The sequence below is a fragment of the Rhizobium sp. AP16 genome (assembly GCF_000281735.1).
In the GTDB taxonomy this organism is placed as follows: domain Bacteria; phylum Pseudomonadota; class Alphaproteobacteria; order Rhizobiales; family Rhizobiaceae; genus Rhizobium; species Rhizobium rhizogenes.
The window spans coordinates 66,459-89,553 of sequence record NZ_AJVM01000073.1; the positions used below are offsets into that span (position 1 = coordinate 66,459).

General features: G+C 61.2%; 23 protein-coding genes. 13 read left to right on the plus strand and 10 right to left on the minus strand.

Features of this window, described 5'->3' with window-relative positions:
• Nucleotides 1-48 precede the first annotated feature (48 nt).
• Nucleotides 49-381: a YciI family protein gene (locus PMI03_RS24560; RefSeq protein WP_007699873.1), complete on the plus strand. Its 333-nt coding sequence runs from the start codon at nucleotides 49-51 to the stop codon at nucleotides 379-381.
• Here the strand turns inward: PMI03_RS24560 and PMI03_RS24565 are convergent.
• Entirely contained in the window at nucleotides 371-1,273 is a 903-nt protein-coding gene (locus tag PMI03_RS24565; RefSeq protein WP_007699876.1) for a LysR family transcriptional regulator, read from the minus strand. The genes PMI03_RS24560 and PMI03_RS24565 overlap by 11 nt on opposite strands.
• A 110-nt stretch (nucleotides 1,274-1,383) precedes the next feature.
• Here PMI03_RS24565 and PMI03_RS24570 point away from each other — a divergent pair, with 110 nt between their 5' ends.
• Entirely contained in the window at nucleotides 1,384-2,409 is a 1,026-nt protein-coding gene (locus tag PMI03_RS24570; RefSeq protein ID WP_007699878.1) for an NAD(P)-dependent alcohol dehydrogenase, read from the plus strand.
• Between the two features lie 53 nt (nucleotides 2,410-2,462).
• Here PMI03_RS24570 and PMI03_RS24575 read toward each other — a convergent pair whose 3' ends face one another.
• Nucleotides 2,463-3,512, minus strand: a complete 1,050-nt coding sequence (locus PMI03_RS24575) for an aldo/keto reductase (protein ID WP_007699879.1) — start codon at nucleotides 3,510-3,512, stop codon at nucleotides 2,463-2,465.
• Between the two features lie 299 nt (nucleotides 3,513-3,811).
• Here PMI03_RS24575 and PMI03_RS24580 point away from each other — a divergent pair, with 299 nt between their 5' ends.
• The gene (locus tag PMI03_RS24580) at nucleotides 3,812-4,516 is read left to right on the plus strand and encodes an HAD family hydrolase (RefSeq protein WP_007699890.1); all 705 of its coding nucleotides are present in this window, start codon (nucleotides 3,812-3,814) and stop codon (nucleotides 4,514-4,516) included.
• Between the two features lie 5 nt (nucleotides 4,517-4,521).
• Here the strand turns inward: PMI03_RS24580 and PMI03_RS24585 are convergent, their stop codons facing one another.
• The gene (locus PMI03_RS24585; protein ID WP_007699893.1) at nucleotides 4,522-5,070 is read right to left on the minus strand and encodes a hypothetical protein; all 549 of its coding nucleotides are present in this window, start codon (nucleotides 5,068-5,070) and stop codon (nucleotides 4,522-4,524) included.
• Entirely contained in the window at nucleotides 5,067-5,696 is a 630-nt protein-coding gene (locus tag PMI03_RS24590; protein WP_007699907.1) for a DNA-3-methyladenine glycosylase I, read from the minus strand. The genes PMI03_RS24585 and PMI03_RS24590 overlap by 4 nt, the downstream gene beginning before the upstream one ends.
• A gap of 306 nt (nucleotides 5,697-6,002) precedes the next feature.
• Between PMI03_RS24590 and PMI03_RS24595 the strand changes: the two genes are divergently transcribed.
• From PMI03_RS24595 to PMI03_RS24610, 4 genes are all read left to right on the plus strand, one after another.
• Entirely contained in the window at nucleotides 6,003-6,761 is a 759-nt protein-coding gene (locus tag PMI03_RS24595) for a L,D-transpeptidase (protein ID WP_374188762.1), read from the plus strand.
• A 203-nt stretch (nucleotides 6,762-6,964) separates the two neighbouring features.
• On the plus strand, nucleotides 6,965-7,666 hold the full coding sequence (locus PMI03_RS24600) for a L,D-transpeptidase (RefSeq protein ID WP_007699912.1): 702 nt from the start codon (nucleotides 6,965-6,967) through the stop codon (nucleotides 7,664-7,666).
• Between the two features lie 215 nt (nucleotides 7,667-7,881).
• Nucleotides 7,882-8,553: an outer membrane protein gene (locus PMI03_RS24605; protein ID WP_007699913.1), complete on the plus strand. Its 672-nt coding sequence runs from the start codon at nucleotides 7,882-7,884 to the stop codon at nucleotides 8,551-8,553.
• Nucleotides 8,554-8,624: 71 nt separating this feature from the next.
• Nucleotides 8,625-8,963, plus strand: coding sequence for a DUF6881 domain-containing protein (locus tag PMI03_RS24610; protein ID WP_007699914.1), 339 nt, complete (start codon nucleotides 8,625-8,627; stop codon nucleotides 8,961-8,963).
• Nucleotides 8,964-8,968: 5 nt separating this feature from the next.
• On the opposite strand, the gene glcF is transcribed toward PMI03_RS24610, so the two are convergent.
• From glcF to PMI03_RS24625, 3 genes are read right to left on the minus strand one after another with little or no spacing between them, the layout of a single operon-like run.
• Nucleotides 8,969-10,288, minus strand: a complete 1,320-nt coding sequence (gene glcF, locus PMI03_RS24615) for a glycolate oxidase subunit GlcF (protein ID WP_007699915.1) — start codon at nucleotides 10,286-10,288, stop codon at nucleotides 8,969-8,971.
• Between the two features lie 16 nt (nucleotides 10,289-10,304).
• A complete protein-coding gene (locus PMI03_RS24620; protein WP_007699916.1) occupies nucleotides 10,305-11,504 on the minus strand; it encodes an FAD-binding protein in 1,200 nt (399 codons plus the stop codon).
• On the minus strand, nucleotides 11,501-12,940 hold the full coding sequence (locus tag PMI03_RS24625) for an FAD-binding oxidoreductase (protein ID WP_007699918.1): 1,440 nt from the start codon (nucleotides 12,938-12,940) through the stop codon (nucleotides 11,501-11,503). The genes PMI03_RS24620 and PMI03_RS24625 overlap by 4 nt, the downstream gene beginning before the upstream one ends.
• 123 nt (nucleotides 12,941-13,063) lie before the next feature.
• On the opposite strand from PMI03_RS24625, the gene PMI03_RS24630 reads away from it, so the two are divergent.
• Nucleotides 13,064-13,960 (plus strand): LysR family transcriptional regulator, encoded by an 897-nt coding sequence (locus PMI03_RS24630; RefSeq protein WP_007699922.1) that lies wholly within the window; start codon nucleotides 13,064-13,066, stop codon nucleotides 13,958-13,960.
• A gap of 7 nt (nucleotides 13,961-13,967) precedes the next feature.
• On the opposite strand, the gene PMI03_RS24635 is transcribed toward PMI03_RS24630, so the two are convergent.
• Complete coding sequence (locus tag PMI03_RS24635; RefSeq protein ID WP_007699926.1) at nucleotides 13,968-15,131, minus strand: adenosylhomocysteinase; 1,164 nt, start codon at nucleotides 15,129-15,131, stop codon at nucleotides 13,968-13,970.
• A gap of 119 nt (nucleotides 15,132-15,250) precedes the next feature.
• Nucleotides 15,251-16,177 (minus strand): LysR substrate-binding domain-containing protein, encoded by a 927-nt coding sequence (locus tag PMI03_RS24640; protein WP_007699927.1) that lies wholly within the window; start codon nucleotides 16,175-16,177, stop codon nucleotides 15,251-15,253.
• A 249-nt stretch (nucleotides 16,178-16,426) separates the two neighbouring features.
• Between PMI03_RS24640 and PMI03_RS24645 the strand changes: the two genes are divergently transcribed.
• From PMI03_RS24645 to PMI03_RS24655, 3 genes are all read left to right on the plus strand, one after another.
• Nucleotides 16,427-16,939, plus strand: coding sequence for an NUDIX hydrolase (locus PMI03_RS24645; RefSeq protein ID WP_007699928.1), 513 nt, complete (start codon nucleotides 16,427-16,429; stop codon nucleotides 16,937-16,939).
• A gap of 103 nt (nucleotides 16,940-17,042) precedes the next feature.
• On the plus strand, nucleotides 17,043-18,581 hold the full coding sequence (locus PMI03_RS24650; protein WP_007699929.1) for an inorganic phosphate transporter: 1,539 nt from the start codon (nucleotides 17,043-17,045) through the stop codon (nucleotides 18,579-18,581).
• Nucleotides 18,582-18,591: 10 nt separating this feature from the next.
• Nucleotides 18,592-19,329, plus strand: coding sequence for a 16S rRNA (uracil(1498)-N(3))-methyltransferase (locus PMI03_RS24655; RefSeq protein WP_007699930.1), 738 nt, complete (start codon nucleotides 18,592-18,594; stop codon nucleotides 19,327-19,329).
• Between the two features lie 40 nt (nucleotides 19,330-19,369).
• On the opposite strand, the gene PMI03_RS24660 is transcribed toward PMI03_RS24655, so the two are convergent.
• On the minus strand, nucleotides 19,370-19,981 hold the full coding sequence (locus tag PMI03_RS24660) for a LysE family translocator (protein ID WP_007699931.1): 612 nt from the start codon (nucleotides 19,979-19,981) through the stop codon (nucleotides 19,370-19,372).
• Nucleotides 19,982-20,227: 246 nt separating this feature from the next.
• Here PMI03_RS24660 and PMI03_RS24665 point away from each other — a divergent pair, with 246 nt between their 5' ends.
• A complete protein-coding gene (locus PMI03_RS24665; protein ID WP_007699932.1) occupies nucleotides 20,228-21,601 on the plus strand; it encodes a glutamate--cysteine ligase in 1,374 nt (457 codons plus the stop codon).
• Between the two features lie 127 nt (nucleotides 21,602-21,728).
• The gene (locus PMI03_RS24670; protein ID WP_007699933.1) at nucleotides 21,729-22,595 is read left to right on the plus strand and encodes a DUF937 domain-containing protein; all 867 of its coding nucleotides are present in this window, start codon (nucleotides 21,729-21,731) and stop codon (nucleotides 22,593-22,595) included.
• The last annotated feature ends 500 nt before the right edge of the window (nucleotides 22,596-23,095 follow it).

Below are 23,095 nucleotides of genomic sequence, written 5' to 3' on the forward strand. Positions count from 1 at the left end.
TTGCATTATTGCAGTCATAGGCTCCGAAGGTCCAGCAAGGAGACTACGATGACATTATTCGCTGTTTTGTTTGAAGACGACCGGCAACAGGCCGCCGAGATACGGCAGAAATATCTGGAACGTCATTTCGACTTCCTGCAGGCGAATGCGGCCCTTATCAAGACGGCAGGGCCACTCAGCCGGCAGGGCGATGCATTTGCTGGCGGCCTGTGGCTGGTCGAGGCGGATGATGCAGCAGAGGTCGACCGGCTGGTGAAAGAGGATCCGTTCTGGTCAACCGGGCTCCGGAAATCCGTGCAGATCCTGGTCTGGAACCGGGTCTTTGCGGACGGCACCCGTTTGCCTCGGCAACAAATGCCGCCGCCTTCCGTCACTCCATAACCTGCGGCAGCCGCGCCGCGAGCAGATCGATGACCGCGCGGGTCTTGAGCGGCAGATGCGGCGTCTGCGGCCAGACAGCATAGGCATGGAAGGTCAGGCCGGACAGATCCGTCAGCACGGGAGCAAGATTGCCGGCCAGCACCTGGCCTCGTATCAGCCAGCAGGGTAGCAACGCGGCTCCCATTCCAGCGGCGGCGGCATCGGCCATCACTTCGAGATCGTCGAACCGCAACCGTGTCTTCGGCATATATTCGATGTCGACGCCATCGGCCCGCGGGAAGGTCCAGATCTTCACCTCGCCTGCGCGGGCATAAGCGATGAGATCATGATCCTCGAGGTCGGCGATCGCCTGCGGTGTCCCCCGCTTTGCGAGATAGGCGGGCGAGGCACAGACCACCATGCGATGCCGCGCCACCCTGCGCGTCACCAGCCCGGCGCTATCCCGCAGCGGACCGTTGCGGATGGCGAGATCGAAGCCCTCGTCGAGAAGATCGACAACACGGTCGCTGAAGGAAAGATCGAGTTCGAGGTTCGGATGAGCGCGGGCAAGCTCCATCAGCAACGGCGCGATACAGCGGCGGCCGAAAAGCACGGGCATAGAGATGCGCAAGCGTCCGGCCACCTCGCGTTTGCCGGATTCCAGCATCGCCTCGCCCGACTGTATCTCGTCCAGCGCCCTGCGGCAGCGCTCGTAGAAGGCCTGCCCCTCATCCGTCAGGCTTTGCGTGCGGGTGGTGCGGTGAAAGAGCCTGACGCTCAGGCGTCTCTCAAGCTTGGCGATGGTCTTGCCGATCGCCGAGCGCGACAGGTTCATGCGGGCCGCTGCCGCTGAGAAGCCGCCGGCCTCCACCGCCTCCACAAATTCCGGAATGCCGTTGAGCATGTCATTCATCGCTATTGTTTCCCAGAAGGAACCAGTCAGTGGAAATCATATCGCCACTGGCGACCATTTCGCAACGATATAGTGACCTCCGTGCTTTCAATTTCTCGCAGGAGATCATTATGACGAAGACCATGCGACGCTGGACACTGGACACCTTCGGCGTCAATGCCCCTTTCAGCCTCACCGAGACCGACGTGCCCTCGCCTGCCCGCGGCGAAGTTCTTGTGCGGACCAAAGCGGTTTCGCTGAACTATCGCGACAAGCTGATGCGGGAAAGCGGGATGGGACTGCCCGTCCAGTTTCCCTTCGTACCCGCATCCGACATGGCGGGCATCGTCGAAGCGGTCGGCGAAGGGGTAACGCGGTTTGCACCCGGCGACCGGGTCATCTCTACCTTTCACCCCGGCTGGATCGACGACAAGCCACCCGGCAATGCACGCAATCCGCCCTATCAGTCGCTTGGCGGCTTTTACCCCGGCGTGCTTGCCGAATATGTCGCCTTTCCCGAGGACTGGTTCGTCGCCGCGCCGACAAGTATCGACGATAGCGAGGCGAGCACCTTGCCCTGCGCCGGCCTGACGGCCTGGTTCGCACTGGTAGAACGCGGCAAGATCAAGCCCGGCGATACCGTACTCGTCCAGGGAACCGGCGGGGTGTCGATGTTCGGGTTGCAGATCGCGGCGGCACAAGGTGCCGATGTCTTCGTGACGTCATCCGGCCCCGAAAAGCTGGCACGGGCAAAGGCCCTCGGCGCCCGCCATGGCATCGATCGCAACGCTGAGGATTGGGTGGAGGCGGTCTATCGCCTCACCAATGATCGCGGCATCGACCACATCTTCGAAATCGCCGGCGGGCCGCATCTCGGCCAATCGCTGAAAGCAGTGGCTGTGCATGGCCGGATCTCGGTTATCGGCGTGCTCGAAGGATTTGACCTATCGGGGCCGGCTGGACCGGTATTACTGAAGTCTCCGGTCATTCAGGGCATCTCCGTCGGCCATCGCCGTGCACTGGAGGATTTCGTCCGCGCTGTCGACCGGATCGGCCTGAAGCCCGTCATCGATCATCGCTACACCTTCTCCGAGGTTCCCGCCGCCTTCGACCATCTCGATCACGGTGCCTTCGGCAAGATCGTCATCGAACTCTGACGATAAACGCCGCCGCCTCCATTACGAGAGGCGGCGGCGCTTTCATTCCCAGTTTAAGCCTTCGGTTCGAAAGGCTGCGGAACGCGCGCAGCACCCTGGCGGGCGAGCATCCAGCCAGGATATTCCGGAGCAAGCGCGCTGACCTCGTCCAGCTTGGCGATATCCTCGGCATCGAGCTTGAGCTTGACGGCGGCGAGGTTCTGGTCGAGCTGATCGAGGCGCTTGGCGCCGATGATAATGCTGGTGACAAAGGGTTTTGCCAAAATCCAGGCGAGTGCCACGGTGGCGACGCTGGCGCCATGCTTCTCGGCCACGTCCCGCATGGCGGCGACGCAGGCCCAGGCGCGATCCTTGTCGACCGGCGGGAAGTCGAAGCTGGTGCGACGGCCCTCGCCATTGCCCGGCGCGCCGGGGCCGAACTTACCGGAGAGCAGACCGCCGGCAAGCGGCGACCACACCATCAGACCAAGCTTCTCCTCCGCCATCAGCGGCACGACCTCGCGCTCGAGATCACGACCGGCGATGGAGTAGTAGGCCTGCACCGTCTCGAAGCGAGCAAAGCCCCGGCGTTCGGAAATGCCGAGCGCCTTGGCGATACGCCAGGCCTGCCAGTTGGACACGCCGACATAACGCACCAGTCCGCGCGAGACGAGATCGTCCAGCGTGCGCAGGGTCTCATCGATCGGCGTGACCGTATCCGTGGCATGGATCTGGTAAAGGTCGATATGGTCGGTCTGCAGCCGCTCGAGGCTGGCCTGGATCGAATCCATGATATGGCCGCGCGAGGCGCCGCGATCATTGGGCTTGTCGCCCATGACGCCATAGACCTTGGTGGCGATGATGACGTCCTTGCGCGGCACGCCGACATTCTTCAGCGCCTGGCCGAGCAGCTTTTCCGAATTTCCGAAGGAATAGACGTCGGCGGTGTCGATGAAGTTGACACCGGCGGCGAGCGAGTTTTCAACGATTTTGTCGGCCAGTGCCTGGTCGACATCGGCGATGGCGCCCCAGGTGCTGCCTGGATTGGCCTCGCCGAAGGTCATGGTGCCGAGGCAGAGTTCGGAGACGAACATGCCGGTATTACCGAGCTGATTATAACGCATCTGAGAAAATTCCCTTGTGGTCCGCCGGAAGGCGGCTTCCGGCCGGTGAATCCTGATCTCTTGGCAATTGGCCTCGGCACGACAGCCACTCATCCGTGCTGTCTTGGGGAGGTCCGGAGACGATCGTCGAGGGGCGGTCCTACCGCTACCTTGATGATATCGACATAATGCACCGGAATCTGATTTCAACGCGAGACCCGGTGCCAATCACAATACGGTTACCTCAGCTTTGCTCTTGCCTCCCCATCATCGCGCGATAGAATCCCGCCTTCATCCAATCCGCAAGGACGGACAGGCCCATGCCGCAACGCCCGCTGACCACCATCGGCTTCGATGCCGACGACACGCTCTGGCAGAACGAGCAATTCTACCGGCTCACCGAACGGCAGTTCGCCGAATTGCTCGCCGATCATGCTGAAAGCGAGAACATTTCCCAAAAACTGCTGGAAGCCGAAAAGCGCAATCTGAACCACTATGGCTTCGGCATCAAAGGCTTCACGCTTTCGATGATCGAGACGGCGATCGAGATCACCAGGGGCGAGGTGCCGGCAACGGTGATCGCGCAAATCCTCGACATCGGCCGCGATTTGCTCACCCACCCGGTCGAAACGCTTCCCGATGTCCGTGGGACACTTGAAACTCTCTCAGGCAACTATCTGCTGGTGTTGATCACCAAGGGCGATCTCTTCGACCAGGAGCGCAAGCTTGCGCAATCCGGCCTCGGCGATCTCTTCGATGCCGTCGAAATCGTCTCCGACAAGAACGCCTCCACCTATCGCCGTATCTTCTCGAAAGTCGGCGATGGCCCGGAACGGGCGATGATGGTCGGCAACTCGCTCAAATCCGACATCGTGCCGGCGCTTGCCGCCGGCAGCTATGGCGTCTTCATTCCGCACGAGCTCACCTGGATCTTCGAACATGTCGAAGAACCGACGCAGGCCCCGCGATTCCACAAGATCGGATATCTTGGGGAACTGCACGGCATCATCGAGGGACTATCCTGAGACCTTCATTGTACCGGTTTCGCCCGTGGCGGGAACAATGACGGACCTTGGTCGGCGGGCTTGTCCTGCTGCTGCGTGGCCGGCGGATTGGGATCGATCAGGATCTCATAGGGTGCGCCGAGGCCGCGGCGGCGGGTAACACGGGAATAATAAGGCTTGATCAGCCATGTCGTGTCTTCATTGACGGTGACGTCGGCGGTCATGCCGTCCTCGTCGGTGCCGAAGAAGGATTCATCATCGTTCGAGGAAAGATCGAAGATCGCCATGAAGGCATATTTGCTTTTCGAGCTGAAGGTGACGCGGACGTGCTGGCCCTTCTTCAGCGGCAGCGTATAGACCTTGCCCTTGCCGAATTTCGTCCAGCCGGTCAGCTTCTCCAGCACGGCGGGAAAGCCAAGCTTTTCCACGGTCTCGCCACGGTCGAGTTGCGGAAACTGGAGCTGCGGCTCCTCACCCCTCGGGCTGTCGTTGCTCTGGGTCGCCTGCGCATGGGCGACCTGACCGACCGGCAGAGCGAAGGCAAGCAGGGAAAAAGCAAGAACCAGACGTCTCATGGCCGCACCAATGCGCTGCGCATCGCCTCCACCTCTTTCCGGCAATAGCAGCCTTCGATGTGATCGTTGACGAGGCCCATGGCCTGCATGAAAGCGTAGACCGTGGTCGGGCCGACGAAGGTCCAGCCGCGCTTTTTCAAATCCTTCGAGATCCGCACGGAGACTGGCGTCGTCGGATTGGCGGCGATGGTCGCATAGTCGACCAAGACGGGGCGCTCCTCGGCCGTCGGCTCGAAACCCCAGAAATAGCGGGCGAGCGAGCCGAATTCGGCGCGCAGCTCGATGGCGCGGCGGGCATTGTTGATGGTGGAGACGATCTTTCCACGATGGCGGATGATGCCGGCATCGACGAGGCAGCGCTCGATATCGGCATCGCCGAACGTCGCCACCTTGTCGAAATCGAAACCGGCGAAGGCGGCGCGGAAATTCTCGCGCTTGCGCAGGATCGTCAGCCAGGAGAGGCCGGACTGGAAACCCTCCAGGCAGATCTTTTCGAACAGCCTGATATCGTCGATGACAGGGCGGCCCCATTCCTGGTCATGATAGAGCAGATATTCCGGCAGATTGCCGTGCCAATGGCAGCGGTCCTTACCGTCCTCACCGGTGATGATGCCCGTTCCGGCCATATTCGTGCTTCGTCCCCTATTTCAGAGCGTGATCGCGAAAACAGCTAAACAGCTATCGGATAAGATCAGGCCAATCAAATGCTTAAGATCGAGAGGACAATTTGAAGGCAAATCATCTCGATTCACGGTTTACCATTTGCAAACCGTCTTTCCAAACCAAGTCGTAACCCTGACAAAAGGTTTATCGGTTTCGCGGCATTTTAATGAACAGCCATTTACCATTCGCTGGCGCGCAAATGTCACCATATTCGGGACCGGGCGCAATTACGCCCATCCTCGGCCCATTTGTAGAGAGTTTGTCCGATGATGAGACAACGCATTTTATTTGCCGCGGGCGCATTGAGCCTGCTTTCATCCAGCGCCTTCGCCGATGATCGCTACCAGTCCCGCCCGCCCGTGATCGTCAGCCCTGACCTCACCGCCCCCTGGGTGATGCAGCTCGGCGGCGGCAATGTGCAGCCGGCCGTCTATCCCGTTCGCCCGGCGGCGCGGCAGGCGGCCAATCCGCAGGCACAGCGCGCAATCCAGCCGCGCGGCCTGTTCGCACGCCCCGCCGTGCAGCAGGTCGCAGTCGTCAGGCCGCAATATCCGGCAATCCGTGGCCAGCTCGATCCGCAATTCCTGCCGCAGGTGGTCGATTACCAGACCAAGGAAAAGCCGGGCACCATCGTCATCGACACCAACAATCGCTTCCTCTATCTGGTGATGGACGGCGGTCAGGCACGACGCTATGGCGTCGGCGTCGGCAAGCCCGGTTTCGAATGGGCTGGCGCCCATACCGTCACCCGTAAGCAGGAATGGCCGGACTGGACACCGCCGCGCGAAATGGTGGTGCGCGAAGCCGCCAAGGGTCACTATCTGCCGGCGCGCATGGATGGCGGCGAAGCCAATCCGCTCGGCGCCCGCGCCATGTATCTCGGCTCCACCCTCTACCGCATCCACGGCACCAATGCTCCCTGGAGCATCGGCAGCGCCGTGTCCTCCGGCTGCATCCGCCTGCGCAATGAAGATGTCATCGACCTCTACAACCGCGTGAAGGTCGGGACGCGGGTCATCGTCATGTGACGGGCAACAAGATTGCTGCGCACGGCACTGGTCGGGCGCGGCAATGCTATTGCCGGATTGCTATAACCCGATAGTAATAAGCTGGCCCTCGTCAGAATAGACAGCCGCTCCAGCGGCTCGGTCTTTATCATACGCAATTTGATCTTGATCCTCTCCCGCGTTTCGCTAGTTTCTTGGCTGGTAAACGGAGAGGGGAATCACGGATGAAATCAATACTACCGGTCGTGGCGGCGGCGGGCATCGCCGTGTCGTGTCTCACGGCGGCGTCTGATGCCGCGGCCTTCACAGCCTCTGCGCCTCATGTCGCGCAGGCGCTGCCCAGCAATGTGATCCGCGTATCGACCGCACCGCAGGGACAGGTCAAGCCGCAGTTTCAGCGGCGGGTCGTGCGGTTGGTAACCAACGAGGCGCCGGGGACGGTCATCGTCGATACGAACAACAAATTTCTCTATCTCGTCGAGGGCAGCAATCGGGCGCGGCGCTACGGCATCGGCGTCGGTCGCGACGGCTTTGGATGGTCAGGGGTCGTCAAGGTCGGCCGCAAGGCGGAATGGCCTGGCTGGACGCCACCGCCGGAAATGATCGCTCGCGAGGCCAAGAAGGGTCATAAGCTGCCCGCCTATCAGGAAGGCGGCGAGGACAATCCGCTCGGCGCCCGCGCCATGTATCTCTATCGCAACGGCAACGACACGGCGTTTCGCATTCACGGCACCAACCAGCCCTGGAGCATCGGGCTCAACATGTCGTCCGGCTGCATCCGCATGATGAACAAGGACGTCACCGATCTTTACGAGCGCGTGCCCATCGGCACCAAGGTCATCGTCGTCGGCCCCGGCAACAAGCAGGGCGAAGTCAGCTACGAGGATCGCGGCGTCGACATTCTGCGGACGATGTTCGGCGGGTAGTTAAGCGACGGAGTGGCCGCATACCAGTGCGGCCACTCCACTGTTGCGCAGGTGTAACATTCCCAAACTTATCGCCTCAGAGGGCGGCGAAATGGTCGTTCCCTTTCAGTCTGATGTCAGTTTTCGCGCCTAAGCCGAGGCAAGCCACAGCGCGCCGCAATAGAACTGTCATAGAAGCACGCTTAGATGGCGGCATTCGCATCCGGGGGCTTCATATGCGTCGTGCATTTCGCATCAAACAGCCGGCTGTTGCCGCGCTTGCGCTTTCAGCTTTTGTCTTCGCCGCCAATTCTGCTTCGGCGGAAATGCAGTTTTCAGCCTATGGGGGTATCCAGGGCGCGACCGGCAGCAACGTCAAGACGTCGGACGGCGCCAATTTCGATCCCGACTGGTCGGGAAAATCCTTCAAGATGCCACCCTATTTCGGCTTTCGCGGCATCTTCTGGCTCGACGATTTCAACAAGTCGAACTGGGGTATCTCGCTCGACTACACCCACGCCAAGGTCTACGGCAATCTCGGCAATACGCCCGGCTGGTCGCATTTCGAGTTCACCGACGGCCTGAACATGCTGACGCTGAATGCGCTCTATCGTTTCCAGGATCCGGGCCGCAAATGGACGCCCTATGTCGGCCTCGGCGCCGGCATCAACGTGCCGCATGTCGAAGTCACCCGCGCCTCCGGCCGGACCTTCGATTACCAGTTCGGCGGAGCCTCACTGCAGGCGCAGGCGGGCGTCAGCTACCAGATCAGCCAGCACTGGGCGACCTTCGTCGAATACAAGGGCAATTACAATTTCGTCGACAATGTCTCGATCGACAGCGGCGATACGCTGAAGACCAAGGTCTTCACCAACGCCATCAATTTCGGTGTGTCGTTCAATTTTTGATGTGAACGGACGGAGCATTGTCGCCCCAGGGCCGGTTCCGGCTCTGGGGTTCCTGTGCTAAGCAATAGCCCATGAGCTTTTCCTATTACCAATGCGACTGGATCCATCCGGAAAACGATGAACCGGTCATGATCTACTACGAAGTGGACGACGCGGGCGTCGTTCCCCGGCTGATCGACGTGTTCGCCGATGGACGCCGGCAATGCATGTCCGTCACTGACTTTTCCGGGCAGAAATACAAGACGGCCAGCATCACCAGCCTGGTGGAAGGCTCATTCTATGACGGTGTCGCCGGCCTACTCGACGGCACCTTCTTCGAAGAGGGACAGGACCGGATCAGTCTGACCGCCATCGGCGCAGAGATCTTCGAGATGGAATGGCAGTCGCATCGGCCGTCTTCGTCTCACTGAAAATTCTAGGCCGCCGTTAGCTCCAGACCTTTCAGTTTCGCTGGCATCTCGCCGCCATAGGCCCAGTCCAGCAATTCGACCGTGTGCAGGATCGGTATGCCCGTTCCCGTCGCGATCTGCGTGATGCAACCGATATTACCGGTGGCGATCACATCGGCCTTCGTCGCCTCGAGGTTCCTGACCTTGCGCGCCTTCAACTCGGCGGAGATTTCCGACTGCATGATGTTGTAAGTGCCGGCCGAGCCGCAGCAGAGATGCCCTTCCGCCGGCTCGCGCACGGTGAAGCCCGCCGTCTTCAACAGCAGTTTCGGCGCCATGGTGATCTTCTGGCCATGCTGCAGCGAACAGGCGGAATGATAGGCGACGGTGATGCCACGCGGCATGTGCGTGGGCAGGTCGAGACCGGAGAGATATTCGGTGATGTCCTTGGCAAGCGCCGAAATCTTTGCGGCCTTGTCCGCATAGGCCGGATCGAGGCGCAGCTTGTGGCCATAATCCTTGATCGTCGTGCCGCAGCCGGAGGTCGTCACGATGATGGCGTCGAGCCCGCCGGCCTCGACCTCGCGCATCCAGACATCGACATTAGCGCGCACACTCGCCAGTGCCTGCTCCTCGCGGCCCATATGATGCACCAGCGAGCCGCAGCAGCTCTCGCCTTGCGGCACCACCACTTCGACGCCCAGGCGAGTCAGCAGCCGGATGGTTGCCTCGTTGATGGCGGGATCGAGCACCGGCTGGGCGCATCCAGTCAGGATCGCCACCCGCCCGCGTCGTTCCGCTTGCGGCTGATGTCGCCCGGGCTTGGCAAAGGATGACGGCGCCGGGATGGATCGCGGCGCGAGATCGAGCATGGCGGCGAAGGGTTTCAGGGCCGGAATGCGTCTCATCAGACCCTTGAATGGCCGGGCCAGGCGCGCAAGGTTGAGCGCCAGACGGAAACGGCCGGGATAGGGCAGCACCGCCGCCAGCGTGTTGCGCGTCAGCCGGTCGAGCAAGGGCCGCTTGTAGGTTTCCTCGATATGAGCGCGGGCGTGGTCGATCAGATGCATGTAATCGACGCCGGAGGGACAGGTGGTGACGCAGGCGAGGCAGGACAGACAGCGGTCGATATGCGTCACCACTTCCGCGTCGGCCGCCCGGCCGTTTTCCAGCATATCCTTGATCAGATAGATGCGGCCGCGCGGGCTATCGAGCTCGTTGCCAAGCGTCACATAGGTCGGACAGGTGGCGGTGCAGAAGCCGCAATGCACGCATTTGCGCAGGATCGCCTCGGATTCGGCCACATGCGGATCGGCAAGCTGAGCAAGGGTGAAATTGGTTTGCATCAGGCAGTTTTCCCCATCACGTCATCTTCCCCGGATTAAAGATCCCGACAGGATCGAACTTTTCCTTCACGCGCGCAGACAACAGCGCCACGGCATCCGGTTGCGGCTGGAAAGCCGATGTCGTCGCGCGGGCGGCAGGCGTGGCGCGCAGCAAGGTCGCATGGCCGCCGCCAAGGGCGTGGATATAGCGGCGGACGAGATCACCTTCCGGCTCCGATTCCATCCGCATCCAGACAAGGCCGCCCTGCCAGTCGTAATAGGCATCGACGCCGGCATCGAGACGAAGGGCGGCGACGAGCTGATGACCGATGCTGGGGGCGACGGAAACGCGCCAGACAGGGCGCATCGTGCCGTCCGCATAGGGCTTCACGTCGCGGATCTCGCGCCAGAGCCTGCGGCTGTCCGCCTCGGCGAGCCGCGTAACCGAGCCGAGACGGCCCATGGCGGCAGCCAGTTTTTCGGCCCTGACCGAGACCGAACCTGAGAGGCCCTCGATGCGCAGCACGGTCGCCTCGCCTTCTGGCAGCTTGCCGTCGAGAAAGGTCCAGCGGACGGTCAAAGGCAGATGCGCGGCGCCCGATATGTCGAGCGGCAGCGCCATCACCGCCGCCATGGCATTTGCCGCCTCGGCGTCGTTCAGGCCGGAAACGACGATCGTCTCCTCGGTCTTCGGTCGTGGCGGCACGCGGAAAGTAACTTCAGTGAGGAGGCCGAGCGTACCGTGCGAACCGGCCATCAGCTTGACCAGATCGAGACCGGTGACGTTCTTCATCACCCGCCCGCCGGCCTTGACGATCTCACCCTTGCCGTTGACGAAACGGACGCCGAGCAGGCTGTCGCGGGCAGCACCGCTGATGAAACGGCGAGGACCGGAGACATTGGCGGCAAAGACGCCGCCGATCGTCGGCTCGCCCTTGGTGGCCAGCAATGGCCGGTGATCCATCGGCTCGAAGGCCATCATCTGGCCGCTCTCGGCGAGCGCCGCCTCGACTTCGGCAACGGGCGTTCCCGCCCGTACGGTCATCACCATCTCGCCCGGATTATAGGCGACGATGCCGGTCAGTCCCTGCGAACACAATGTCGCGTCAGTGGCGACGGCATTGCCGAAGCCGGCGCGCGTGTTGCCGCCGATGACCGCCAGAGCCGCACCCCGGGTCGCATGGTCGCGGATGATGGCTGCGGCCTCATCTTCCGTCTTCGGCAGAAATTTGCTCATGCTGCGTTACGTCCGTCCAGCGGGAAGACCTTGGAGGGGTTCAGGATCCAGCCAGGATCGAAGGCGGCGCGCACCGACATCATCTGGGCGAGATCGACCTCCGCATATTGATGCCGCATCAGATCGCGCTTTTCGATGCCGACACCGTGTTCCCCCGTCAGGCAGCCACCGGCGTCGACACAGAGCCGGAGGATATCGTTGCCCGCCGCTTCGGCCTTGGCCGCATCCTCGGGATCATTGGCGTTGAACAGGATCAGCGGATGCATGTTGCCGTCGCCAGCATGGAAGACATTGGCAACGCGCAGGCCGTAATGGTCGACGATCTCAGTTGTCTTCTGCAGGACATAGGAGAGCTGGCTGAGCGGCACGGTGCCATCCATGCAGATATAGTCGGCGATGCGGCCGGTGGCGCCGAAGGCGGACTTACGGCCCTTCCAGATCAGCGCCGCCTCGGTGGCAGACTGGCATTCGCGCACGGTCTTGACCTTGTGAGTGCGGGCGATGTCGACAATGCTTTTCAGCATGTCGTCCATCTCCGCTTCCGAGCCCTCGACCTCGACGATCAGCAGCGCGCCGACATCGAGGGGATAGCCGGCATGGGCAAAGGCTTCGCAGATCTCGATCGCCTGCTTGTCCATGAATTCGATGGCGACAGGTACGATGCCGGCGGCGATGATATCGGCCACGCAGGCGCCAGCCTGTTCCGACGTATCGAAGCCGAACAGTACGGGCCGCGCGCCTTCCGGTTTGGCGATCAGCCGCACCGTCGCTTCCGTGACGATGCCGAGCTGCCCCTCCGAGCCGCAGACAAGGCCGAGCAGGTCATAACCCGCCGCATCCAGCGCCTTGCCGCCGAGATCGATTACCGTTCCGTCGGTCAGCACCAGCTTGACGCCGAGCAGATTGTTGGTGGTGACACCGTATTTCAGGCAATGGGCGCCGCCGGAGTTCATGCCGATATTGCCACCGATGGTGCAGGCAAGCTGCGAACTCGGATCAGGCGCATAGAAGAAACCGTCTGCCGAGACGTTTTCGGAAATATTCAGATTGGTGACGCCGGCCTGCACCGTTGCTGTGCGATTGGCGAAATCGACGTCGAGAATGCGGTTCATCTTGGAAAGGCCGAGCACTACGGCATCTTCCTGCGGAATGGCGCCGCCGGAAAGCGAGGTGCCGGCGCCACGCGGCACGACGGGAATGCCGTAGCGATGACAGTATTTCATCACGGCGGCGACCTCGGCTGTCGAGCGCGGCAGGGCGACGGCAAGCGGCATGCGGCGATAGGAGACGAAGGCATCGGTCTCGAAGGGCATCAGCTCGCGTGGCTCGTGGATCAGGCATTCAGGGGCAAGAAGATCGGCAAGATCGGCCACGATCTCGCTACGGCGGGCAAGCACATCCGCGCGCGGCGCCAGAAATGAAATGGCCTCGGCCATGGCGTTCTCCTCCTGCATCCAAATCGGGATACAGCCTCTTTTTAACGCCATATCACGGTTATCACTTTCCCGAAATCGGCGCAAATGATAAGCATTTATGCCAAAATAGGAACAAGTTACACCATGACCAACCTCGGAGACCTCGAAATCTTCGCCAGCGTCGTCGCGACGGGCAGCATGTCGCTCGCCGGTCGGGCGCTCGGCTTCTCGCCGGCGGTCATTTCCAAGCGCATCAAGCGGCTGGAGGACAGGCTCGGCACGCGGCTCCTGCAGCGCACGACGCGGCAGATTTCGCTGACGGAGGCAGGCCAGGGCTTTTACGACCGGGTGCTCGCCATCCTTGCGGGGCTGGAGGAGGCGGAAGCTTACATCGCCGGCCGCTCGGCGCAAATGCAGGGCACGTTGAAAATCTCCGCCCCCACCTCCTTCGGCCGTCTGCACATCGCTCCGCATCTGAAAACCTTTATGCAGTCGCATCCGGACCTGGCGATCAATCTCATCCTGACTGACGAGTTCACCGATATTGTCGGCGGCGGCTATGATCTTGCCATCCGCATTGCCGAGCTTACCGATTCCAGCCTCGTTGCGCGGCGTCTGGCGCCAGTACGTCGCCTGCTCTGCGCTTCGCCCGCCTATGTCGCCACCCATGGCATGCCCGAGAATATCGACGACCTGCGCCGCCACATATGCCTGCCGGCGCATAATCACGATCCGTGGCGGCTGGATGGGCCGAAGGGTGCGCTGACCTTCCGGCCGGAGGGCATGCTGATCACCAATTCCAGCGAGGTGATCCGCGAGGCCGTCATCGCCGGCCTCGGCATCGCGCTGCGCTCCACCTGGGACATCGGCCCGGAACTAAAGGACGGCCGCCTGGTGCAGGTGCTGCCTGCCTATGAGGGCTCGCACAACGTCACGCTCTCGGCCGTCTACCCCAGCCGCCAGTTCCTGCCGGCGAAGGTTCGGGTCTTCATCGATTTCCTGGCGGAACTTTATGGGCCGGTGCCCTATTGGGAGCGATAGGGTTCCGCTACCGCGCCAAGTCGAGAAAGGCCGACGCCACCATGGCGTCGATGTCGGCCGGCACGGGGATGACGCAGGCTTCCTTGCCAAGCCCACCCTTCGCGACCCGCTCCAGGCAGCGGGCTTGTAGCGCAAAGCCGAGATCCATGGATTCGACGGTATTCCCCAGGGGACGCGGGCCGGCGAGGTTGGCCATGTGGCCGGCACCGAGGATGTGGAAAGCGCGTCCGTCCCGCATGCGAATGGTCTCGATATGCTCGACCTCGTAGCGATCGACGCCGGCAACCTCCGGGCTGTTCCGGAAAGCTTCGACATCGATCTCGAGCGGGAAATGGCCGCCATTCATCAGGATCGCGCCGTCCTTGATCAGCGGCAGATCGGTTGCGGTTATGATCGCAGGATAGCCCGTGACGGTGATCAGGATATCGGCGGAGCGGATCCCCTCGTCACGCAGCGGCGTGCCAAAGCCATCGAGATGCGCCTCGAGTGTCGTCACCGGGTCGATATCGACCACGCTGACAGCGGAAAATGCATTGCGGAAGCAGGCGGCCGTTCCCTTGCCGCAAGCGCCGTAGCCGAAGACGGCGACGCGCTTGCCGTTGGTCGAACGGTTGGTGAAGCGCAGATAGCTCTCGAACAGGCTCTGGCCGACGCCATGCTTGTTTTCGGCGAATTGCTTGATCGGGCTGTCATTGATGACAAGGATCGGCATGGCCAGCTTGTCGCGCATCGGCAGCAGTCGCGTCCGACCCGATGTTGTCTCCTCGGTACCCCCTAAGAGGTTCGCATAGGGGCGCTCGGCGGCGCGCGCGAAGAGATCGCCGCCATTGTCGAGCAGCAGGTCCGGCTTCTCCGCGAGAATGGCGTCGAGGCTGGCACCATGCTCGTCCGCGTCGGTGGTCTGGGTGGCAAAGACGGTCACGCCCTGCGCACGGAGATAGCCCACGGTTTCCGGCTGGGTGCTGTTGAGATTACCGGTGCAGACAAGGCGGGCGCCGCCGGCGCGCAATGTCATCAACAATGCCACCGTCTTCGGCTCGAGATGAATGCCGGTCCCGATCGTCAGGCCGGCGAAAGGTCGAGTCTCGCGGAATTCCGCCGCCGTGGCCGCAAGCAGCCGGCAGCTCCGGCCAACCCAGTCGATACGGGAAAGAGAGGAAGGCTGGTCCATCATGCGCTCCTGGCACCGGTCTGTCGTGTTTCGATCTCTCACGGAGAATGGCAGACTGTCGATGGACATTGGAATGAACGATAGGGCAGAAAATCTGCCATGCTCGTTTGCCGGTATTCTTAGGTCTCGCCGGGACCGTCAGGCACGGACAGCCCCTGCCTCACCAGCCATTCCACCAATCCCACAAGCGCCGCATCTTTCGCATCGCTGCTTCGGATGCTGAGGCTGTATCCCGCCGGTCTACGGATAAAGCCATAGGGTGCTATCAGACTACCACGATCGATATCCTCGCCAACGGCCGTGCGTGGGGCGATGGCAACACCGACACCGGAGCGGGCGGCACCGATCGCCAGAAGCAGGTCTTCGAACTCACGATTACGGGCGAAACGGATGGGTGCCCGGCCGCTTTCGGCAAACCAATCGTCCCAGAGACGCGGCGTAGAACGGCTTGTCAGGGCGACAGCGCCGGCAAGGGCTTCCGCGCCAGCCGCGAGACTGATGTGTGCGGCAAGGTCGGGCGTCGCCACCGGGCCGAACTCATCCTCCATGAAACGAATGGCGGTGATGTCCGGCGCCGGCCGATATTCGCCGCCCATGATCACCGCGTCGAGACCGGGATGGCGCGCCAGCGGCTCAACCGTCGTCATCGGGATGATGTCTATATCCACATAGGGAAGGGACGCCTGCAGATCGGCGACACGCGGCATCAGCCACCAGACGGCGAAGGCGGAAGGGACGCCAAGACGAATGGTGCGCCGATCATCCGCCGTCAGCGCGCTCGAAGCCCGCGTCAGAATACCGAAGGCGACGCCGACGGACTCGGCAAAGGCCCTGCCCTTCTCCGTCAGCACCAGGCGGCGACCATCACGCTGGAACAAGGCAACGCCGAAATGGCTCTCCAAGATGGCAAGCTGTTGACGCACGGCACCGCGCACGACACCGAGTTCGTCCGCCGCCTGCAATATGCTACCGCGACGAGCAACGGCATCGAAGGCGCGTAGCGCGTTCAGCGGCGGAAGGCGTTGTGGCGAGGAGTGTTCGAACATAACGAAGATTTATCTTGTTTCTCAGCATGATAGGAAGAGCCGACGAGCAATTGCACCATCTGCGGCATGTAAACTGCATCCGATGTCGCTTACAGCACAGTCACTGGCGAATATCAGAGGCCGAATCAGTTCGTTTTTTTCTACCGAACACTCAATAAAGGTGTGGGGAAGCACCATATGAATTCATAGGCAATGCATAATTTTTCCACACAATGCTAATATGTATTCGATTCTCAACTCAAGCTCTCTATGGTGATCCGACCCTTGGCCATTCTTACCCGTATTGCAAATGATGTGCAGCTCATGTTTCGGCGCCCGCCGCGACAGCAATATGCCGCGCTCTGCTATCGGGTGAAGAAGAAGACGGGCGAGCTGGAAGTGCTGTTGCTGACCAGCCGCGACACCGGCCGCTGGGTCATTCCCAAGGGCTGGCCGATGCCGGGCAAGCTGTCGCATGAAGTGGCGGCCCGCGAGGCCTACGAAGAGGCCGGCGTGCATGGAACTGTGGAAACCGAACCGCTGGGCGCATTCAACTACGACAAGGTTCTGAAGGACGGCATCCAGGTGGCCTGCCGGGTTCAGGTCTATGCGCTTGAGGTCAGCAACCTCGCCAAGAACTTCAAGGAAAAGGGCGAGCGCTCGATCGAGTGGGCGTCCTGCGATGAAGCTGCCAAGCGCGTCCGCGAACCGGAACTGCGCGACATCATCCTTGCTTTCCAGCAACGGATGACGGCAATGCCTGCCACAGCGCAGTCAAAGTAAGCTGCTAGATATTCCCAACACATAAATTGTGCCGGAACGATCGTTGGGCATTGCCCGACGCGCTGTGCAGCGTAAAACTACACGTTTCGATTCAGAGAATGGCATGCCCGAAGACCGACCGGTAACACTGACAAAACGGACGCTAGACAAGGATCTCGACAAACTCACCTATGTCGAGGATGCGGCAAACCATGTCACGAAGCGGCTGATTGCTCCCGGTCTTGGCCTGATCTTCCTTGGCCTCGCCATGTTCGTTGCCGGCATTTATGTGCTGGACCGGCCCGGCGCAACGCTGGTCATCGCCGCCGTGGCACTAGCCGGCTACATGGCCATGAATATCGGCGCGAAGGACGTCGCCAACAATGTCGGCGCGGCGGTCGGTGCCCGCGCCATCACCATGACGCAGGCCCTGGTCATGGCCGCCATCTTCGAAATTCTCGGCGCCACGATCGCCGGCGGCCCCGTTATCAAAACCGTTTCGACCCATATCGTCGATACCGACCGGATCATCAATAGCGGCAAGCTCGCCTGGCTGATGATGGCGGCGCTGCTATCGGCCGCGCTCTGGATCAATTTCGCCACCTGGCTGAAAGCACCGGTATCGACCACGCATGCCATTGTCGGTGCCGTGGTGGGCGCGGGTACCGCCGCCGTCGGGCCTGATATGGTCAACTGGCATGTGCTGGCGGCGATCTCGGCCGGCTGGGTGGTGACACCCTTTCTGGGTGGCACGATCGCCGCCGGCATGCTGTTCTTCATCAAGACCTTCATCATCTATCGCAGCGACAAGATCGCGGCGGCGAAGTACTGGATCCCCATTCTCATCGGCCTGATGGCCGGCGCCTTTACCGCCTATCTTGTCCTGCAGCTCGCGCCCAGGGACACGGTCGCCGGCCTTCCGACGCTTGCGATCGGCATCGGCGTCGGTCTGATGACGTGGTTTGGCGCAAGACCGTTGGTAGCAGCGCAGTCCGTCGGGCTGGAAAACAAGAACAGCGCATTGCGCAAGCTTTTCCGTCTGCCGCTGATCTGTTCGGCGGCGCTGATGTCCTTTGCGCATGGAGCCAATGACATTGCCAACGCCATCGGCCCGTTGGCGGCGATCGTGCGCAGCGTCCGCCAGGGCGACAACCTCAGCATCGTCGCCGGCGCCACCGGCCAGACCGTGCCCTTCTGGGTCGTGCTGATCGGCGGCTGCGGCATTTCCGTCGGTATCCTGCTTTACGGCCCGCGCCTGATCCGCCTCATCGGCTCGCAGATCACCAAGCTCAACCCGATGCGCGCCTATTGCGTGGCACTGTCGGCGGCGCTCACCGTCATCGTCGCCTCCTGGTTCGGCCTGCCCGTCAGCTCTACCCATATTGCCGTCGGCGCGGTCTTCGGCGTGGGCTTCTTCCGCGAATGGTACACCAGCCGCTCGAGACGGCGACTGGACTACATGCGACAGAAGGCCGAAGCCTCCGGAATTGTCTGGAGCGACATGGAAGAGGCCGACGAACATAATCCCGACGAAATCCATCGCCGGCGCCTCGTGCGCCGCTCACATTTCATGACCATCATCGCCGCCTGGGCCATTACCGTGCCGGTTTCGGCCCTGCTTGCAGCCACGGTATATTGGGCTATGGTCGCGCTCTTCATTTAAGAGGTTACCCATGCGCGCCAATTTCCGCATGCAGCGGCTGTTCGTGGTTTCGGATATCAAGGCAAATGCCGGCATCGAAGCCGATCAGGAACAATTCAACTATCTCGCCAATGTGCTGCGCATGGAGGACGGCGCGGAGCTGTTGATCTTCAACGGCCGCGACGGCGAGTGGAAAGCACGCATCTCCTTTCCCTCGCGCAAGCGTATCCTGATGACGCCGATCGAGGAGACACGGCTGCAGCCTGCCCCTTCCGACCTCCACTATCTCTTCGCGCCTCTGAAGGTCGGAAGGCTCGACTATCTCGTGCAGAAAGCGGTGGAGATGGGCGCCGGCCTCCTGCAACCGGTCATGACTCAGCATGTACAGGGCAAGATCACCAATCTCGACAAGGTCAGGGCCAATGTCATCGAGGCGGCCGAGCAATGCGGCATTCTCGACATTCCCGATGTCGCCGAACCGGTCAAACTTGCCGATCTCCTCGAGCGCTGGCCGAGGGAGCGCCGCATCATCTATTGCGACGAGGGCGACGCCGGGCAAAACCCACTGCCGCTTCTGGCAAAGATCACGGAGAAGCATCTGGCATTGCTGGTCGGCCCGGAGGGTGGCTTCTCGGAAGAGGAACGCGCGCTGCTGCGCAGCCTCGATTTCGTGACCGCCATTCCGCTCGGCCCGCGCATCTTGCGCGCCGACACGGCGGCGGTGGCAGCCATGGCGGTTATCCAGGCGGCGATCGGGGACTGGAATTAGGTTCATGCAAACAGGGCCGCTATCCGGTCCGCACTGGTTTTCAGCCCGATAATGCGAGAGCGGTCGTGATAATCAGCACTCCGGCCAACGAGATGTTCACGATACGTGAAATGACCGGGTTCTGAAGGAAACGAGACAGTGAAGATCCGACGAGGAGCCAGCACAGATGAATGATGACGATCATCAAGCTGAGCAGGATGATCTTGATCGCCGCATCAAGCATGCCCTGGTCCTTGAAAAGGCTTACCCCGGCGAAGACTGCGGCGATCGCGAAATATGCCTTGGGGTTGGCGACCGCCAGCAGAAAGCCGCCAGTGAATGCGGGTCTGGCGACCTGGTCGCTGCCGCGCCTAAGAGGCGGCGCTGTCGCGATCCTGAAGGCCAGATAGGCAATGTAAAGGGTGGAAACGACGGTAAGCGCCAAGGCGCCATGCGGCACCGACAGTAGAACCGTGACGACGCCGACCGCTACCGCCAGCAACACGACGATCGTCCCGGCGATTAGACCGAACACATAGCTGGACGACCGGCGGAAACCGTAGGCTGCGCCGACCGCGGTGGCACTGATGGTGGATGGACCTGGACTGCCCATAATGACCAGAGATGCCAGAAGCAATGTCAGGATCGGATAAGATCCAGCCTGTTCAAACATCGATGTGCCCTTTCCATCAATGAAAAGGCAAGACTATCCTTGAATGACCGCAGGCGTCTTGAACGCTTGTGCAAGCACGTCCGGCATCAGCAGTTACGCTCCCCGCGTGCTTGGCGGACGCACGATCCTATTTTTTTGAACGGCTCTTGAAAGAAATTCACTTGCACCGTACCTCAATTCGCTGCAATCACCCTTCCAATCGGCCCGCGTCTTGCGCGGGCTTCTTTCCGAGATCAAGGTAATACCATGGCGCGCGATACCACCGACCAGACCCCGCTCTCCTCGGTCTCGGACATGACGGCCTATCTGGCCGAAGGCAACAAGCCCAAGGAGCAGTTCCGCATCGGCACGGAGCACGAGAAATTCGTGTTCTTCCGCGCCGACAACAGCCCTGTGCCCTATGCCGGCGACGCCAGCATTTCTGCGCTCCTGAAGGGCTTGCAGGCGAAGTCCGGCTGGGATCCGATCCTGGACCGTGACAACATCATTGGACTCGCTGAACCCACAGGCATGGGCGCCATCTCCATCGAGCCTGGCGGCCAGTTCGAACTCTCGGGCGCGCCGCTCGAAACCATTCACCAGACCTGTAAGGAATCGAACCAGCATCTGGCGACGCTGCGCGAGATCGCAGAGCCGATGGGCATCCGCTTCCTCGGCATCGGCGGCAGTCCGAAATGGACACTCGCCGAGACGCCGCGCATGCCGAAATCGCGTTACGACATCATGAGCCGCTACATGCCGAAGGTCGGCACTGAAGGCCTCGACATGATGTACCGCACCTGCACGATCCAGGTGAACCTCGACTTCTCCTCGGAAGAGGACATGCGCCGCAAGATGCGCGTATCGATGAAGCTGCAATCGCTGGCGACCGCGCTGTTTGCCTCCTCGCCCTTCACCGAGGGCAAGCCGAACGGCCTTTCTTCCTGGCGCGGCGAGATCTGGCGCGATACCGACAACCGCCGCGGCGGCCTGCTCGACTTCACCTTCCGCGACGACTTCGGCTTCCATGACTATGTCGAATGGGCGCTCGACGTTCCCATGTATTTCGTCGTTCGCGACGGTCGCTATCATGACTGCACCCACGTCACCTTCCGCCAGTTCATGAACGGCGCGTTGAAGGGCGAGATCGCCGAGTGGGAACCGACCATGGGCGACTGGACCAACCATCTCTCCACGCTGTTCCCCGACGTGCGTCTCAAGCGCTTCCTGGAAATGCGCGGTGCCGACGGCGGCCCGTGGCGGCGCATCTGTGCCCTGCCGGCCTTCTGGGTCGGCCTGCTTTATGACGACGCGGCTCTTGCCGCCGCCGACGAACTGACCAAGGACTGGACCTTCGAAGAGGTCAACGCGCTGCGCGATATCGTGCCCGTGCAGGGGCTGAAGGCCGCGATCAAGGGCCATGGCCTGTTCGACGTGGCCCGCGATGTCATCGGCATTTCCCGCAGCGGCCTGAAGAGCCGCGCGCGGCTGAACGGCGACGGCCAGGACGAAAGCGTGTTCCTGGCGCCACTCGAAGAAGTGCTCGCCAAGAAGGGCACGCTTTCCGACGATCTGCTGATGCTCTATCACGGTCGCTGGAACCAGTCGGTCGAACCGGTCTTCGAGGAATATCAATACTGAGGACCGCTCCAATTCTGCGGTGACCGGTCGATAGAAACCGGTATGCGCCCTCTTTTTTCCCGCTATACTATCTGAATCAAGCGCCGCCTGATTCAGAAGCGGCCTCATTGCGGGGGAAGGAACTTCGATGCTGCCACTCTTCGACATGATGATGCAAGCACAGAACGGCGCAGCCACCGAGGCGATGGCCAAGCAATTCAACCTTGCGCAGGAGCAGGCGACCAAGGCAATGGCGGCGCTGATGCCCGCCTTTTCCTCCGGCTTCAAGCGTAGCGCGACCGACCCCTACAACTTCATGGGCGTGATGCAGGACATCACCTCCGGCAACTATGCCAAATATTTTGAGGACATGAGCAAGGCGTTCACGCCGCAGGGCATTGCCGACGGCAATAATGTGCTGGGGCGCTTGTTCGGTTCCAAGGAAGTATCCCGTGCCGTGGCCGCGCAAGCCGCGCAGATGACCGGCATCGGCCAGGACATCTACAAGCGCATGTTGCCCGTCATGGCCGACGCGCTGATGGGCGGCCTGTTCAAGGAAACCAGCGGCCAGATGCCTCAGATGGCCAATCCATTCCTCAATACGGCGATGGGCGAAATGATGCAGAACTGGCTGCAGAGCATCGGCTTTGCGCCCAAGCAGCAGCCGACGCCGCAGGCGAGCATCTTCGACAATCCCTTTACCCAGGCGATGGAACTGATGTTCGGCGCGCAGGCGGTCGAGCGCGAAAAGCCGGCGGCTACCAATCCCTTTCTCGACAATCCCTTCGCCAAGGCGTTTCAGGACATGATGCGCAACGTCTCGACGGCCCAGGAGCCGCCGAAGGAAGAGCCCAAAGCCAAGGCCGCCGCCCCCGGCGTCGACATGGCCGCCTATACCGAGATGTTCAACGCCATGTTCGACAGTGGTCTGGAAGTGCAGAAAAACTATCAGAAGAACATGGAAGCGATCTTCGACAGCTACAAGCCGGCGGAAGGTAAGCCCGCGCCGAAATAGACGTGACGTTTGGCCGATCTCGCGGGGGAAGACATGATCACAAAGTTTTTTCTGCAACGCAATCTTCGTTGGAAAAAGAGGGATGATGCGGAATTCGTCTATACGGCTGCTGATCCACACGAAGGAACGCTGGTTATCCGGCCGAACGATTTTCCTGCAGAACCACTGTATACGCTCCTATGTGACTCAGTGCCGGTTGAGAGCTTCGATGATTGGCCTCCGTCCTGGCAAGTTGATTGAGTCCGTCCGAAGCTTATAAATTTTCCTCAATTGCCTCCGCGTGCCGCCGTTGGAGTTCCGTCATCGATATCAAACGAAGTAAGCCGATGGCCAACATGCCGCTCCCTTATGGCGGTTGCAGCCGTGCGGTTGCGTATGCCGTCAGCCGAAATTCCGGCTTCACGGATTTGCATATGATTTACGCAAGAAGAGCACAAGATAAAGCAACGATACTAGTTTTCGTGCAAAACTCTTGACTTTTTCCCTGCGCAGACAACAAT